General features: G+C 59.4%; 10 protein-coding genes, 1 tRNA gene and 1 pseudogene. 5 read left to right on the top strand and 7 right to left on the bottom strand.

All coding sequences use genetic code 11. The annotated features are described in order from the left end of the window. Window positions 1-10: 10 nt before the first annotated feature. Window positions 11-664 (bottom strand): sensor histidine kinase, encoded by a 654-nt coding sequence (locus tag AC0L7L_RS09085; RefSeq protein WP_473513482.1) that lies wholly within the window; start codon window positions 662-664, stop codon window positions 11-13. Continuing rightward, entirely contained in the window at window positions 642-1739 is a 1098-nt protein-coding gene (locus tag AC0L7L_RS09080) for a hypothetical protein (protein ID WP_473513480.1), read from the bottom strand. Before AC0L7L_RS09080 ends, AC0L7L_RS09085 begins: the two co-directional genes overlap by 23 nt. 161 nt (window positions 1740-1900) lie before the next feature. Here AC0L7L_RS09080 and AC0L7L_RS09075 point away from each other — a divergent pair, with 161 nt between their 5' ends. The 5 genes and pseudogenes from AC0L7L_RS09075 (at window position 1901) to AC0L7L_RS09055 (ending at window position 10612) form a co-directional block, all read left to right on the top strand. Beyond that, the gene (locus AC0L7L_RS09075) at window positions 1901-2428 is read left to right on the top strand and encodes an oligopeptide/dipeptide ABC transporter ATP-binding protein (protein WP_334312918.1); all 528 of its coding nucleotides are present in this window, start codon (window positions 1901-1903) and stop codon (window positions 2426-2428) included. Window positions 2429-2763: 335 nt separating this feature from the next. Next, entirely contained in the window at window positions 2764-3294 is a 531-nt protein-coding gene (locus tag AC0L7L_RS09070; RefSeq protein WP_473513477.1) for a hypothetical protein, read from the top strand. A 1233-nt stretch (window positions 3295-4527) separates the two neighbouring features. Further along, the gene (locus AC0L7L_RS09065; protein WP_473513475.1) at window positions 4528-7449 is read left to right on the top strand and encodes a hypothetical protein; all 2922 of its coding nucleotides are present in this window, start codon (window positions 4528-4530) and stop codon (window positions 7447-7449) included. A gap of 22 nt (window positions 7450-7471) precedes the next feature. Next, window positions 7472-9829, top strand: a complete 2358-nt coding sequence (locus AC0L7L_RS09060; protein ID WP_473513473.1) for an autotransporter outer membrane beta-barrel domain-containing protein — start codon at window positions 7472-7474, stop codon at window positions 9827-9829. Between the two features lie 138 nt (window positions 9830-9967). Next, a pseudogene (locus AC0L7L_RS09055) lies at window positions 9968-10612 on the top strand (IS6 family transposase). 218 nt (window positions 10613-10830) lie between these two features. Here the strand turns inward: AC0L7L_RS09055 and AC0L7L_RS09050 are convergent. The 5 genes from AC0L7L_RS09050 to AC0L7L_RS09030 form a co-directional block, all read right to left on the bottom strand. Next, window positions 10831-10905: transfer RNA gene (locus AC0L7L_RS09050), tRNA-Asn, on the bottom strand. Between the two features lie 199 nt (window positions 10906-11104). After that, window positions 11105-11776 carry a hypothetical protein gene (locus tag AC0L7L_RS09045; RefSeq protein WP_473513471.1) on the bottom strand — a complete coding sequence of 224 codons (672 nt, stop codon included), beginning with the start codon at window positions 11774-11776 and terminating at the stop codon, window positions 11105-11107. Between the two features lie 45 nt (window positions 11777-11821). Continuing rightward, a complete protein-coding gene (locus tag AC0L7L_RS09040; protein WP_473513469.1) occupies window positions 11822-13108 on the bottom strand; it encodes a mechanosensitive ion channel family protein in 1287 nt (428 codons plus the stop codon). 59 nt (window positions 13109-13167) lie between these two features. Next, window positions 13168-13770: a hypothetical protein gene (locus AC0L7L_RS09035; protein ID WP_473513467.1), complete on the bottom strand. Its 603-nt coding sequence runs from the start codon at window positions 13768-13770 to the stop codon at window positions 13168-13170. 234 nt (window positions 13771-14004) lie between these two features. Next, window positions 14005-14442 (bottom strand): YqaA family protein, encoded by a 438-nt coding sequence (locus AC0L7L_RS09030; RefSeq protein ID WP_272211518.1) that lies wholly within the window; start codon window positions 14440-14442, stop codon window positions 14005-14007. Window positions 14443-14462: the final 20 nt, after the last annotated feature.

The raw sequence follows: 14462 nt of genomic DNA, 5'->3' as shown, positions 1-14462 counted from the left end.
CAAGATCTCCCTATTCCGCTTTCGCCGCCTTCAGCCACAATTCGAAGACCGCGCCCCCCTCAGCCTGTAAAAGCGTAATGCTACCACCGAAATCCTGCATGATGTTATAGACGATAGATAGTCCCAGACCGCTTCCCTGTCCGTTGCGGGTGGTGAAAAAGGGCTCGAACACCTCAGCCGCTAGCTCCGGCGCGATCCCCGGCCCATTGTCGCGGACATACAGACAAACTGCGTCGCCCCCGCTTTTCAGTTCCACTGTAATCCGCCCGTCATCCCGCCCTGCAAGTGCATCAATCGCATTGCTGAAGAGATTGACGAAAACCTGTGACAACCGAATGCGACCTGCCTCCACCATCACGCCATCGAGCGCCGGATCGACATCGAACAACACGCCTTCGCGATCCGCCTTTGCCCGGATCAGGATGAGCGCTTCGTCCAAGGCCGCCTTTATCCGCACGGCTTCTGTTCTTGTCCCCGGCTTTCTTGAAAACGCCAGCAAGGTCCCGGAAAGCTCGGAAATACGGGCAACCATGGCGGTGATGCGATTGAGATTGCTGTCCGCGATCTCTTGCCTGCCAAGTGCGAGCGCCCTTTGGGTATTGGCCGCATAGGTTTCGATTGCAGCCAGCGGCTGATTGATCTCATGGGCAAGCGTTGCCGCCATTTGCCCGACACCGGCCAGCTTCGCCGTCTGGATCAGTTCGCGCTGAACGCGCTTCAGTTCCTGTTCGGCCTCGATTCTCTTCTTCGATTTCGTGCGACAGGCTGCGGTTTGCAAGGCTGAGTTCTTTCGTCCGGTCGCGCACGGCCCGTTCAAGACGCAACGCCTGCGCACGCTCCCGCCGCCTGAGCATGAAACTGCTTTCGATACGACCGATCTGATAAAAAGCGATCACACCGACAAGCAGAAAGATCAGTAGTGAAAAGCCGATTGCCGCCGATTGCGCGGAGACGATGCGGCTGCGGTCGCCAAGGACATGAAGCTGCCAGCCCATCAGCGGAAGGTCACGCTTGACATCGATATGCGTGGTTTGACCACCCGGGCCGAACCGGGCGTCGATCTCCGACACAGGCTGCAACAGCCAGTCTTCTCGATTGGAGAGGAACACGATGCCATCACTGTCCGTCACGAAAATCGGATCGGCAGAAAGCGCCCATGTACGCTCCACGGCATCGAAACCGACATAGACGGCGACCACGCCCCGCAACTGCCCGTTCCGGTGGACACCCGCCCCGAAGGCGTAAACGCGGCTTTTCCCCTTGATGAGGGCAATGGTGCGGCCGAGCCGGTTTTCGTTCGCTGCCCTTAAGAGCTCCGCGCGGCCAGCCGGCTCGTCCCCGAAGATATCGCGCGCCGCGGCGATCAGCTTGCCGTCAGCAGCAAAGAACGCCACATCCCGCGCACCGGAAAGGCCAGCGATTTCTTCCGCCAGCGAACGCGCCCTTTTCTGAATGGAGATATCAGAGGCGAGGCTTGCGAACAGCAGCGCGACTTCATCCTGCCGGGCAAGAAGGGGCGGAATGAGCCGGTATTTTTCCAGGACACCATTCAGTACCTCGGCCTGAACCGCGAGCGTTTCAGTGGCCTGGCTCTGAACATAGTCGCGGGTGCGGTCGTTCACCACTTTCCAGGCTGCGAAGGTGCCGGCCGATGTCAGTATCAACAGAACGATGGCTGCTGCAAAGCGCAACCTGTAGAAGCGCCGTCTGACCATTTTCCCTGTGAGCCAGCTATCCATCCCCCTCCCTGAAGCGAAACGTCATGCCGGACCACAATGACAGACATCACTCGCGACCATCATAACCGTATTGGGCTTCGCTATCCAACTGAATTGACAGATCAAAAGCAGTGAAAATGCATCGCCAAGTTGTTAAGCCATACTGACTTGGCTACAAGGCGGTGCATGAAGATACTGTCGCCCGTGCGCTGATTGTCCGTCCGAAACTGATCATCTGCGATGAGCCGGTCTCCGCGCTTGATGTCTCCATTCAGGCGCAGGTCATCAATCTGCTGATGGAGTTGCAGCGCGAGCTCGGTCTTGCGCTGCTGTTCATTGTCCATGAACTTTCGGTTGTGAAGCATATCTCGACCCGCATCATGCTGCTTTATCTGGGGCGGGTGATGGAAGTGGCGCCAAGCGAAGAGCTCTATGCCTTGCCGCAACACCCCTATACCCAGGCACTGCTTTCAGCGGTCCCTATCCCTGATCCGGAAATCGAGCGCAGCAAGAAGGCGCTGCCGCTGGACGGTGATCTGCCGAGCCCGCTCGATCCCCCGTCGGGCTGCGTTTTCCGGACCCTTTGTCCGCGGGCAACTGCCGTCTGTGCCGAAGAGGTGCCGCCGATTCGCCACGATCCGAACATGGGATCGCAACACAGATTCGCCTGCCATCATCCAGGCCCGGCGGAAGAGGCCGTGAACGTATAATTGGGTTGATTGGTTGAAGTGGCTCTGCTTTTTCGGACAGGTTTGCCTGGCTACGATCGGCCGGAACGGCAATTGTGCTGGAAGCCATCGGGATGGCACCGGAAACCTGTCTGCAACTATAGGCAATTCCCCACAAAAACAGATCGCGCCAAAGTGCCTACAGAATTTACAAAATACCATAAAAAGTCTGATGCAAGGCCAGTAATCAAGTGACTATCCAACAATGAGATAGTCTATAAAATAAGCGATATTCTGGCATTCCGCCTGGATTTGCATAATGGCTGGAGGGAACGATGGGTAATTTCGAGGCGAATAGGCGGAAATCGGCTGGACGCATGAAAGCGCGTTCGCGGGTTAAGACGGTCGCCTCTTCCATCCTGTTCCAGTCCACGGCCCTTGCCGGAACGCTCGCTGGGGTGCCCATTCCGTTTTATTCACGTGGTTATACCCGCGTTTATGCGGCCGTGACCTGCAATTCGCCGGTGAAGACGGAGACGGCATCGAATATCGACACAAGTCAGTTTCAGCAAAGAAACGAGGATGTCTCCTCTCAAACGATCAGTTGCACCATCGGTTCAGGAACGCTGACGACCCCGCAATATGCCTATGGCGGCCCCTATATGGCGCTGTACAATGTGGGCGAGGGCGGCGGCAGCGACACCTATCGTGGCCACACCTATGGCATTCATTCCAACTGGGCTTGGTCCGGCTTCGGCGTCAAGGTCACCAACGATGCCACGATCACGGTAACAGAAGCGTCGGACACACAATTGCTGTTTTCGCCGGGGGGAGCATCACGCTCGGCGGCCTGCGCACCTCCGACAAGCAATATAACGCCCTCGGTGTCGTCTCGCTCGGTGCACTGAACTGGAGCGGTACCGACGACAACATGAAAACCGGCGCCGGCAGCGGCGGCGCGGTGACGATCATAAGCTCCGGCGATGTGTCGAGCACGGTCAAAGGCGGCATCTTCGCCCTTTCCCAGGGCGGCACAAACAAGCATGCCGACGACATCGGAAAACAATATTCCGGACAAGGCTCGCCCGTCACCGTCAAATCCTACGGAAAGGTTTCGGGCAATAGTTTCGGGATTGCCGCGCTCAGCATCGGCGGGCCTTCGACTTATAGCAGCGACAGTGATTTTTCCGGTCCGGGCACCGGCGATTACGTCTCGGTCTATGCCGGAGGGTCGGTTTACGCCACCAAGAGCGGACCCGCGATCCTCGCTGCGTCTTATGGCGGCAACACGCCTTACAACGTCAACAGTTTCGGCGATGACGTACAGGGCGGCAATGGCGGCAACAGCTACACCTCGGAGACGGTCGACTGGCAGAAGCGGCCCTATTATAACGCCGTCAAAGTTCAGGTCGGCACCACCGCCAAGCCCATGGCGGGAACGATCAGCACCCAGTCGGCGGGCGCCGTCAATCTCTGGCTCAACAACCACAATGTCCAGTTGACGCGCGAGACCGGCGCCGCGATTGCCGCAATCTCGCGCGGCGGAAACGGTCTTGCCGAAGGCGACAAGCAGGCCATGATGGGCGGTTCCGTCGGTCAGGTTGGCGTCTATCTGTACGGCTCGTCCACGACGACAATCCAGACAAGTGGGACGAACTCGCCCGGCATTCTGGCGATCAGCCAGGGCGGCACATCCTATCAGTCCGACAAGGATGACAATGAAAGGCTTGGCGGGCGGGCCCAGTCGGTGACGGTAACCGTCAACGGCGGCGGGACGATCGCAACGAAGGAAGACAATTCGAGCGGCATCATCGCGCAGTCTCTGGGCGGTGGCGGCACATCAACCTTCAAGCAGACCAAGGGTATTGGCGGCTTCGCTGGCGCAATTACCGTCTCGAACGATTTTTCGATTACCACGACCGGCGATCATGCCCACGGCATCGTCGCGCAATCAGCGTCTGCCGCCGATGGCGACGGGATCTACACCAATACCGGCAATGGCGCGCTGACCTGGGGCGACACGAGCGCAAGCGGTTCGACCAGCGGCGATGTGACGATAACCAATTCCGGCAATATCACGGTATACGGTATCGATCTCGCACGGTATCGTCGCCCAGTCCATAGGTGGTGGCGGCGGCCTTTTGCAGTCCACCGGGGCGATATCGACCACGAACTACAGCACCGGCTCGGCGGTTTCCGACCCGAGCCTCGGCCAGACCATCGGCGGACAGACGTCCGGCTCTTCTCCGGCCACGGTAACAGTTACCAACAAGGGCAATATTTCGACCTATGGCGGCTATGCCGGCGCAAAAACCGCGGCCAGCAGTACCGATCAGACGGAACTTGGCGGCGGTATCGCCATTCTCGCCCAGTCGATCGGCGGCGGCGGCGGCACCAACAGCGGCACGGGCTCGACGGGCGCGATCGGAGCGGGCACAGGCTCGAGTTCGGCAGCCAAGAGCAGCAGTGACAGTGCCACACCCGGCAGCAATGGCGGCACGGTTGATGTCCACAATTATGGCAATCTGAGCACGGCAGGCTCCGAAGCGCACGGCATCGTCGCACAATCGATCGGCGGCGGCGGCGGTCAGGGGCGCAACAAGAAGGGTCTGTTTCACTCGGTCGGCGGCAGCGGCGGGCCGGGCGGCGATGGCGGAAGCGCTCTTGTCATAACCGAGAGCGGCACTTCGATCTCTGTCGCCGGCGACTATGCCATGGGGATGATCGCTCAATCCGTTGGCGGTGGCGGTGGCGCCGGTGGTCAGGCAACAGCCTGGGGTATCGGGTTTTCAAGCGCCACCGGCGGCAGTGGCGGGGCGGGCGGTTATGGCGGCACAGCGCAGGTCACGCAATCCGGCTCGGGAACGAAGGGTGCCAGCGACTACAGCGTTCTTTCGACCAAGGGCGATCACGGAACCGGTATTCTGGTGCAGTCGATCGCTGGCGGTGGCGGCGTTGGCGGCAATGGCAAATCAACCAGCGCCAGCATCGGCATCGGCATCTCGATCGCCCATGGCGGCTCAGGCGCTACCGGCGGCAATGGAGGCGAGGCCAAGGTCTACACCAACGGCGTGGTGTCGACATCCGGAACGGATGCCCAGGGGATCGTCGTCCAATCGATCGGCGGCGGCGGTGGCTCGGGTGGTCAGGCCTCTTCAAAGGCGATCACCGCGGGTGTTCCCTTCGATGAAGAGGGCAACACGGTTTCGCTTTCTGTATCCATAGCGCACGGCGGCAATGGTGGTGCCGGAGGCAGTGGCGGCACGGTAAATGCGCATATCTACAAGACATCCAGAATTATCACCACAGGTGACGGCGCGGCCGGGCTCGTCGTTCAGTCGATCGGCGGCGGCGGCGGCAATGGCGGCGATGCGACCGCCAGTTCTGTCGCCAAATCAATCACGTCATGGCTGGCCGAAGACGAAGAAAAGGTCGATGCGGGCACGGATTTCGCCGTTTCGGTGAATTCCTATGTTGGTGGTCACGGCGCCGGCGCCGGCCTCGGCGGCACGGTCAGCGTTAGCCATTATGGCGCGATCAGCACCAAGGGCGGCTATGCGGACGGCATTCTGGCGCATTCTATCGGCGGCGGTGGCGGCAATGCCGGAACCGGCTCCGGCTCAACCAAGGCATCGAATGGCATCAAGACGGCGGCGCTGAATATCGGGCTGGGAGCCAAGGGAGGAGTCGGCAATTTTGGCGGCAACGTTGATGTTCATATGGACGACAGCGCGGCCTCGATCTACACCGGCGGCCATGTGTCGCGCGGAATATTCGCCCAGTCGATCGGCGGTGGCGGCGGATCGTCGTCCGGTGGCGGCGGCAGCGGCGATGCCGACTGGGCCATCACCATTGGTCTCGGCGCCGAGGGTTCGGGCGGCGGCAGCGGCGGCAACGTGACCATCTCGAGCGAAGGCACGATTGTGACCAAGGGTGACTGGTCAGATGCCATTCTCGCCCAGTCGATCGGCGGCGGCGGCGGTGCAGCCGGCTCCGGCAAGAGTTCTCTTTCGATCAAGGAGGACGAGGATGACGACGACGATGACGGTGGCGACAACGATGGTGATGACGCCGCCGAATCGACGCAACTGTCCATGGCCACGGTTGCGTCGTCGGATGACGATGGCGGCGATGACGACGACAGCGACAGCGACGACAAGTCTCTTACATTCGGCGTAACCGTCGGTTCGACCGGTGGTGCGGGCGGACACGGCGATACCGTGACCATCGGCAAGGACACTTCCGGCACGGTGGTCGGGACCGGAACGATCCACACCTATGGCACGATGTCGTCCGGCATTGTCGCGCAGTCGATCGGCGGCGGTGGCGGTGCGGTGGCGATCTCGTCCGGCAGCGACGATTCCGACGACAGCAGTTCTTCCAGCACGTCGAGCAGTTCCGACAGCAGCAGTTGCGATACCTCGAGCAGCGCCACCAGTTCCGGCGGCGACGATTCCAGCTCGGACGACAAGGATAGCTGCGCCACGCTCACCATCGGCTCGGACGGGGGCAGTGGCGGCGACAGCGGCGATGTCTCGGTTTACGCCAGCAACATCTATACCGGCGGCTTCGCCTCGCACGGTGTCGTTGCCCAGTCGATTGCAGGCGGCGGCGGGATCGGCTTTTCCTCGGGACTTGCCATTTCCAAGGTCAACATCGGCCTCGGCGGCAAGGCGGATGGCAACGCCGGGACGGCGGGCACGGTCACCGTCAAAACCCTCGCCGATACCCAGATCGTAACCAAGGGCGATGGCTCGCAGGGCATCATCGCCCAATCGATCGGCGGCGGCGGCGGTCTTGTCGGCGTGGCGCTCGGCACAGCCAATGCGGTCAATGACGATACCATCTCCAATGTGCTGAGCGTGACCATGGGGTCCGGCAGCAATTCCGGTTCGGCCCATGGCGGCAAGGTTGAGATCACCCATGCCGGCAAGATCACCACCTACGGCACCCGCTCGGCGGGCATCGTCGCCCAGTCGATCAGCGGCGGCGGCGGCTTCCTGACGGCGGCTGCGAACAGTTTCGACAAGGCCGGTTCTCGTCCAGAGTCAGGCGCCGAATAGTGCTCACCCCGTCGATATCTCATTGGAAGACAAGGCCACCATCGTCACCTCGGGCGATGGCGCTTTCGGCATACTGGCGCAGAGCGTTTCCGGCGGCGGCGGCGTTTCGGCCGATCTGGCGCAGAAGCTCAATGCGACCTACGGTTATTACGGCGGCACGTCGAGCGGTTCGAATTACTACTATTCCGACAGCGGCAACGCGGATAGCGCCGGCATCGTCAACGTTACGGTCGACGCCGGCGCATCGGTCAAGACCACCGGCAAATACGCCCACGGCATCGTGGCCCAGGCCATTGGCGGGTCGGGCGGCATCTTCACCCAGAACGGCAAGACCTATGCCGGCACACTCGGTCGTTTCAACAACACGCAAGGTTCTGATGCGGATGGCAATACGTCATCCGGTTCACTCTCCGTGACGATCGGTGGCTCTGTTACGGTCAACGACCCGACGGCGTGGGGCGTCTGGGCCCAGACCACCGGCGATACGATGACGCTGACGCTGGACGAGGGCGGGACGCTGACGGGGTCCAAAGCGGCCGCCGTGGACGGAGAGTTTCAGGGCGGCGCGCTCTATGTTTCGGCGGCCAAGAAGACCAGCGTCACGCCCAGCAATTCCGGCACATTCACCGGCAATATCGTGCAGCACGACTTCGCGACGTCATCGTCTTCCGCGGCGAACGGAATGGTCCAGACGGCGGCTTTGGCCGGTACAACCCTGTTCCTGAACCAGGGGATGGGCACCTTCGTGACCGGTGCGATCGCCGATGTCGACAGTGTTCTCAACGCCGGCAATATCAATCCCGGCGGTGCATGGAACACCAAAGAGACGCAGTTTACCGGCGATTTGTTGGGTGTCGGGACAAAATCCGGTGGCAGTGCCTATAATGTTGCCGATCTCGGCCTTTCGACCACGTTCTCGCCGTTCAGCTATTTCAAGCGCAGCGACAGGATCGACTGGCGGACGGAGACGTCCAGCAAGGGTGGGCTGTTCACCAATGTCGATGTCGACATGGAAAACGGCACAGCCGACAAACTTCTGATCGCGGGGGATTTCGCCGGTACCTGGGGTGTGGATGTCAACGCCAATGCGCTGCTTCCAGATACGCGCACCGATTTTCTGATGGCCGAGGGCACCGATACGTCGACGATCACGGCGCTGTCCTCTCTGGTTTTCGACTTTACCGATGTGACAAAATCCGCCGAGGGCTGGCACGGGTTTTCCGTGGATGATGCCCACTTCAGCGGGAACGGTGTTTCACTGGGCAGGAATGCCGGCGGGGTCTCGAAGGCGATGCAGCAGGCCTGGGACAGGATCGCCGATGGCAGTGCGACTGAGGTGAAGTTCGGCGAAGACGAAATATCCCTTGGCGCGGCTTTCGGTGCATTCCATCAGGCCGAACCGGAGACCTTCTCCGACATGCTGCTGGAGCTGGCCTCACAAACGGCAGCGGCCCCGCTGGCTGATTCGCCGTCTGCCGCCATTGCCGCAGCCAACAGCGTTCTGTCATGTCCCGCCTTTGAAACGACGGGCGTGCTGATGGACGAGGGCTCGTGTGTCTGGAGCCGCGTGCTTGGCGGCGAGACGACGCAAGGCGCGCACGGCGATTCCTCCGGCTATACGCAGTCCGTCGGTGGTTTGCAGTTTGGCGGGCAAACAGAACTTTCCGACGGCTGGTTCCTTGGCTCGGGGCTGACCTACGAGAACAGCTGGTTCCGCAATGACAGCGGCTCGGAGAAGATGGAGCAGCAATCCTTCACCGGTGCCGTTGCGCTGAAGAAGGAAATGGGCCCCTGGCTCTTCGGCCTCGTCGGCGGTGGTGGCTACAACTGGGGCGATTCCAAGCGCTATATCAATCTCGATACGCTTTCAGCGACGGCACGCGGCGAGCCGGATTCGGCGATGTTCTTTGCCCGTGCCCGTGCGTCGTACGAATTTGCCTTCGGCGATGAATACTACATGCGCCCGAAGGTCGATTTCGATATCATCAACATGCACCAGTACGGCTATACCGAAACGGGCGCCGGTGCGATGAACCTGATGGTTGACGGCAATTCCGATACCGCTTTCGGGGTCACGCCAGGCATCGAGTTCGGGGCACGGATCCCGTTCATGGAGGATTGGCCGGCGCGGCTTTACGGCGATCTCGGCGTATCGTTTCTCTCAAGTGACAATTGGGAGACCACCGCGCGCTTTGCCGGGCTTTCATCGATGGACAGTTTTTCGACGTTCACACCGATTGCCGATACGGTGGGCCATGTCACCTTCGGCCTGGATCTGGCAAAGCGGAAGGGCATGGAGCTCAAATTCCAGTATGATGGTGCGTTTGCCAATGACTATCAGGCCCACACCGGTTCGATCCGGTTCGGATACCGGTTTTGAGAGCATGCGCCGGAAGAAACGATATCGCCAAGCGCCGCCGGTGCATCGCCAAGTGGTTCATCCATAAAGACTTGGCTACAAGGCGGTGCATGAAGATACCATCCACATTGCCGCGCCTGAAGGGCTATCGTCACCCTCGTGAGATCATCGCCTACGCGGTCTGGGTTTCCCCATAGGTTCGCGCTGAGCACGGCTGATGTCGAGGATCTGCTTGCCGAACGTGACGTGATCATCAGCCGGGAAACAATTCGGCTCTGGGTCAATCGTTTCGGTGCGCATTTTGCCGCCTGCATCCGACGTGACCGGCCGCAGCCCAATGACAAGTGGCATCTTGATCAGGTTGTGATCCCGATCAACGGCGTAAAGCATTGGCTCTGGCGCGCTGTGGATTCCAACGGCGACGTGCTCGACATCCTTGTCCAGGGGCGCCGCAATGCCAAGGCCGCAAAGCGCTCAACTTGGCCACCCCCGGCTAGCAATCACAGACAAACTGCGCAGCAACATTAAGCCGATCTTGCATCAAGCACCGACGTTGATCACGGTGCTCACAAAGGGCTCAACAATCGCGTCGAGGGCAGCCACAAGCCAATGCGACGACGAGAGAAGATCATGATGGGGCGGTTCAAGTTGCCACAGCAAGCGCAGCGCTTCCTCACTGCACATGACCAGATCAACAATATCTTCCGTCCTCGCCGTTACCGCCTCTCCGCCACATCATATCGTCATGCCAGGGCAGATGCATTCTGTCTCTGGGCTGACTATGCTGCCGAAATGAGACCGTAATCATCGCCCTCGCGCACTTTCAAAATCTCGCTTCAGCAACTTGGCAATGCCCGAACACTCTATATCTCCCCGACTGAAAAGGGGGCAGGGCAATGTGTGTTCAGGGGGCGGTTCTCAGTGAAAATTTGCGAGGCTTCCGGTGCACTCTCGGCCGAAATCAATACCAAGGCTGTGTTTCCGTGTGAGACGAAAACAGCAAGGCTCTGAGAAAGAAGAAGTGGCTCCCCGGGTCGGATTCGAACCGACGACCTATCGATTAACAGTCGAGTGCTCTACCGCTGAGCTACCAGGGAATATCGGCGCCGCTTGGGCGCTGCGGTGTGAGCGGGTTAATACAAACGGTGAGGCGATTTGCCAAGCCCTTTTTGCAAAAAAATATCATCGGCTTGCTGTTTTAGCGCAAAGCCTGGATTACCGCTTTGTTTGTTCCGGTCCAGGGCGGCTGTCCCGAGCGCCAAAAGGAGCGATATATGATCAGGTGCGCAGCGCGGTTCAGTGCCGCTGCCGAACACCATTGTTGGATTCGCGATCGACGCCGCGTTCTGAGCTATGAAGCATGCGCATCTCGTTTTCGATGCGTTTGCGGGCGCTGCGGGAGCGGATCTGATTGGCGGAATAGGTGCGGGGCGAGAGCAGGAGTTCGCCATCCGTGCGGATGATGTCGAAACAGCGTTCGGCGGCGACCGGCCGGTCTTCCGAGGTATAGGTCGCAATGACGGTCAGTTTGACGTCCTCGATATGTTCGAAATCGTCAAAGCCTTTCGGCGACATTTTGCCGATCAGCATCCTGAACGTTCCGAGATCGATGTGTTCGCCCGAATCAAGCGGCCCCTGAAACCAACGTTTGCGGGGATCGCTTGTGTCGTCGTCGTCAAAGTTGAGGTTACTCAGGGAATAACGCAAATCCCGATGCTGTTCATCATCCCGCAAGGTGAAATCGAGCAGCACAGCATCGATATAAATCGGTTTCGCGCTCATATTCGCAACCAGGCAATGACCGTCAAGCGACGGGCCTGCACCGCGGTTGATGAGAATCTTGGCGCGCCGTCCTTCGCGAAAACCGCTGAAAATCAGTTGAAGATAGATCGCCCAGATGGCGATGGTGAAAAGGCTTGCTATTGCGCTTAGCGCACCCGAATTCGCGTTGATCCAGTTCCAGGCCATAACGGCTCCCGTCTGACCCGCCGGGTCCCGGAAGGCAGTCAGTGCTCAGGCATTATCGACAGGATAGGCCTTTTCGTCGGGACCCTTCTGCGGCTCATCCTCACTGTTCCCACCCTCAACGATGTCGACGGTCTTCGGTTCCGGTAATTGATCGCGAGAGAGGTAAACGGTGGAGGACGGGAAGGCGAAACCCGCCCCATTGCCTTCCACGGCTTCACGTATGGACATCAGAAGTTCTTCCTGTACCTCCAGGAAGGCGTTGATATCGGTTGCCGAAATATTGGCATAGATGTCGAACAGGATGGCAAAATCGCCATATTCCACAAGGCGCACGCGCAGAGGGCTTTCCAGAACGCTGTCATGGGCCTCCATGGCGGCGTGAATGGAATCGCGTACCTTATGCAGGGTCGCGGCGTCGGTCTCGTATCTGACGCCCACCTTGTGACGGAACAGGAAGACATCGCGCTGGCTGAAATTGGTGATCCTGTGTTTCACCAGGTCGGCATTGGCGACGATGATCAATGTGCGATCGAGTGCGCGGATGCGGGTCGAGCGAATGCCGATTTCCTCGACCGTTCCAGCGGTATCGGAGAACTGGAAAAAGTCACCGACACGCACAATCCTGTCCGCATAGAGGATCAGACCGCTGATGAAGTTTTCCAGTGTCGGCTGGGCAGCCAGCGCGATGGCCAGACCACCGACACCAAGACCGGCGACAACGCCGTAGATCGGTATGCCGATCCGCGTTGCGCCATAACCGAGAACGACGATGGAGACCATCAAGGAGACAACTCTGAAGCCGGTGCGCAGCAAGCTTGCATCAAGGCTGACATTGTTGACTGTCGGGTTGCGAATGGTCCACAGATAGATGGTCTGCAGTCCCTGATATGTCAGCCAGGCCGAAGTGGTCCAGATGACGACGCTCACAACGGTTGTCAGCAATTGCAACAGTTCGCCGGTGATGTTGATCTGGTCCTTGGAAAGATAGTGGAGCAGGTTTGCGGCGAGGATGATCAGAAGCGGCGGCAGCAGTTTGCGCGACTGGCGCAATGCCGGGTCGAGCGGAACCGCGCGGCGGTTGTTCCAGCGGTTGTAAATTGTCAGGGCAAGGAACAGAAAGATGATCGTGAGCGCAAGCGCGAGCCATTGCCAGTAGGCCTGGCCGCCGGTCGTATTCTTGAGCCAGTCAGGGCCATGCAGAACGAATTCATACCATTGGGGGGCGACAAGGTTCCCGGGTGTGTAGATGTAATATCGATAGAGATCTTCGCCGCTTTCTGTGTTCAGCGGCAATGCTCTGAGCGCTTCATAGTCGTCCGGGATTTCGGCCACTGTGGCAGCGGTGAACAGATATTGACCGGAACGCGGACCGTCCTGCTGGCGTCCGATTGTCAGGCTTGTCCCTGGAATGATCCACCGTTCGGGCAGGGGGTGCCAAGTTGATCGGAGTTTGCGTTTGATCCGGCGGGCAGGCCCGGAATATTGTCGACCGGCGGCAGATAGATGCGGTCGAAAATCTCCTGAAGCTGAAGAACCGTTTCAATACTGGTCCGGTCACGCGAGGCAACGGGAACACCGGAAAGGTCGAGCGTTTGGGCGGCCTTTTCGAGGAGTTCTTCGACCAGCACCAGATCATTCTTTTCTTCCCGCGTCATGAAGAAGTTATCATTGTTGAAAAAGCCGTCACGAACGCCAAGCCACAATTCGTTCGCGGCCTCCATGATAACCAGAAAGCTCTCCAGCGTTGCGCGCGGGCTGCGGGTGTCCGGAGGTGAAATCGGATTGGTCACCAGGCGACGGTAACGCGACTGCAGCCCCTCATTGTCAGCGGCGTCGTTGATGATTCCGTCAACAAGCTCTTCGGCGGTGGCTTGTTGGTCATCATATTTCGGCTGCTGGGCGAATGCCGTATTGACGCCGCCCGTCTGGGAAATGATGGCAAGCAAAGCAAACAGAAAGGCCAGGGCCATCATTGTGGATCGGTTGAACGTCATTCGTTTGCGCCGATTCCAATTTTGGCAGAAATTTCCTGAGTGCATTGCTCTCTCCGCGACAGCCGATAAACATTGGTTTCTGGCTGATCTTTGCAGATTCTGTCCAGATCGCAACCCTCGCCCGATTTTAGACGATTCGTGCCCGATCTTTGTGAAATTATTGTTTCGGATCGGGAAACACATGGCACGCCTCAGGTGCTGGGCCATGGTTCGGGAGCAATTGGTTCGGCGATTTCAGCCGATGCTCAATACGGCTGCTGCCAGCACGAGATAGCGGCAGGTCTTTGCGACCGTCACAAGCACAAGGAATATTGTGAAAGGTTCGCGTAGGGCACCTGCCACAACGGTCAGTGGATCGCCGATAACGGGCGCCCAGCTTAGAAGCAGGGACCATTTTCCGTACTTGCGATACCAGCGCTCGGCCCGCGAAAAGCTCTGCGGACCGACAGGAAACCACCGGCGGTGCCGAAAACGGGCGACGCCACGCCCAAGAAACCAGTTGACGATCGAACCGAGCACATTGCCAATGCTGGCAACCAGGATCAGAAGCCATGCGGGGTAGGTTCCGGCAAGCAACAGGCCGCCGAGTACTGATTCCGACTGCAAGGGCAGGATCGTTGCCGCCACAAGCGCACTTGCAAACAGGCTGGCATAGGCGAGAAAAGCGTTCATCAGGAGCGCTGGGCCTTGTT

It is taken from the genome of Martelella sp. K41-7 (assembly GCF_055808365.1).
The sequence above is the reverse complement of the archived record's forward strand: the minus strand, read 5'-3'. Positions and strand labels throughout refer to the sequence as shown.

Coding starts and splice junctions, on each gene's coding strand:
- AC0L7L_RS09085 (WP_473513482.1), bottom strand. CDS start 664: ATGGCGGCAACGCTTGCCCATGAGATCAATCAGCCGCTGGCTGCAATC.
- AC0L7L_RS09080 (WP_473513480.1), bottom strand. CDS start 1,739: ATGGATAGCTGGCTCACAGGGAAAATGGTCAGACGGCGCTTCTACAGG.
- AC0L7L_RS09035 (WP_473513467.1), bottom strand. CDS start 13,770: ATGACGTTCAACCGATCCACAATGATGGCCCTGGCCTTTCTGTTTGCT.
- AC0L7L_RS09070 (WP_473513477.1), top strand. CDS start 2,764: ATGAAAGCGCGTTCGCGGGTTAAGACGGTCGCCTCTTCCATCCTGTTC.
- AC0L7L_RS09045 (WP_473513471.1), bottom strand. CDS start 11,776: ATGGCCTGGAACTGGATCAACGCGAATTCGGGTGCGCTAAGCGCAATA.
- AC0L7L_RS09030 (WP_272211518.1), bottom strand. CDS start 14,442: ATGAACGCTTTTCTCGCCTATGCCAGCCTGTTTGCAAGTGCGCTTGTG.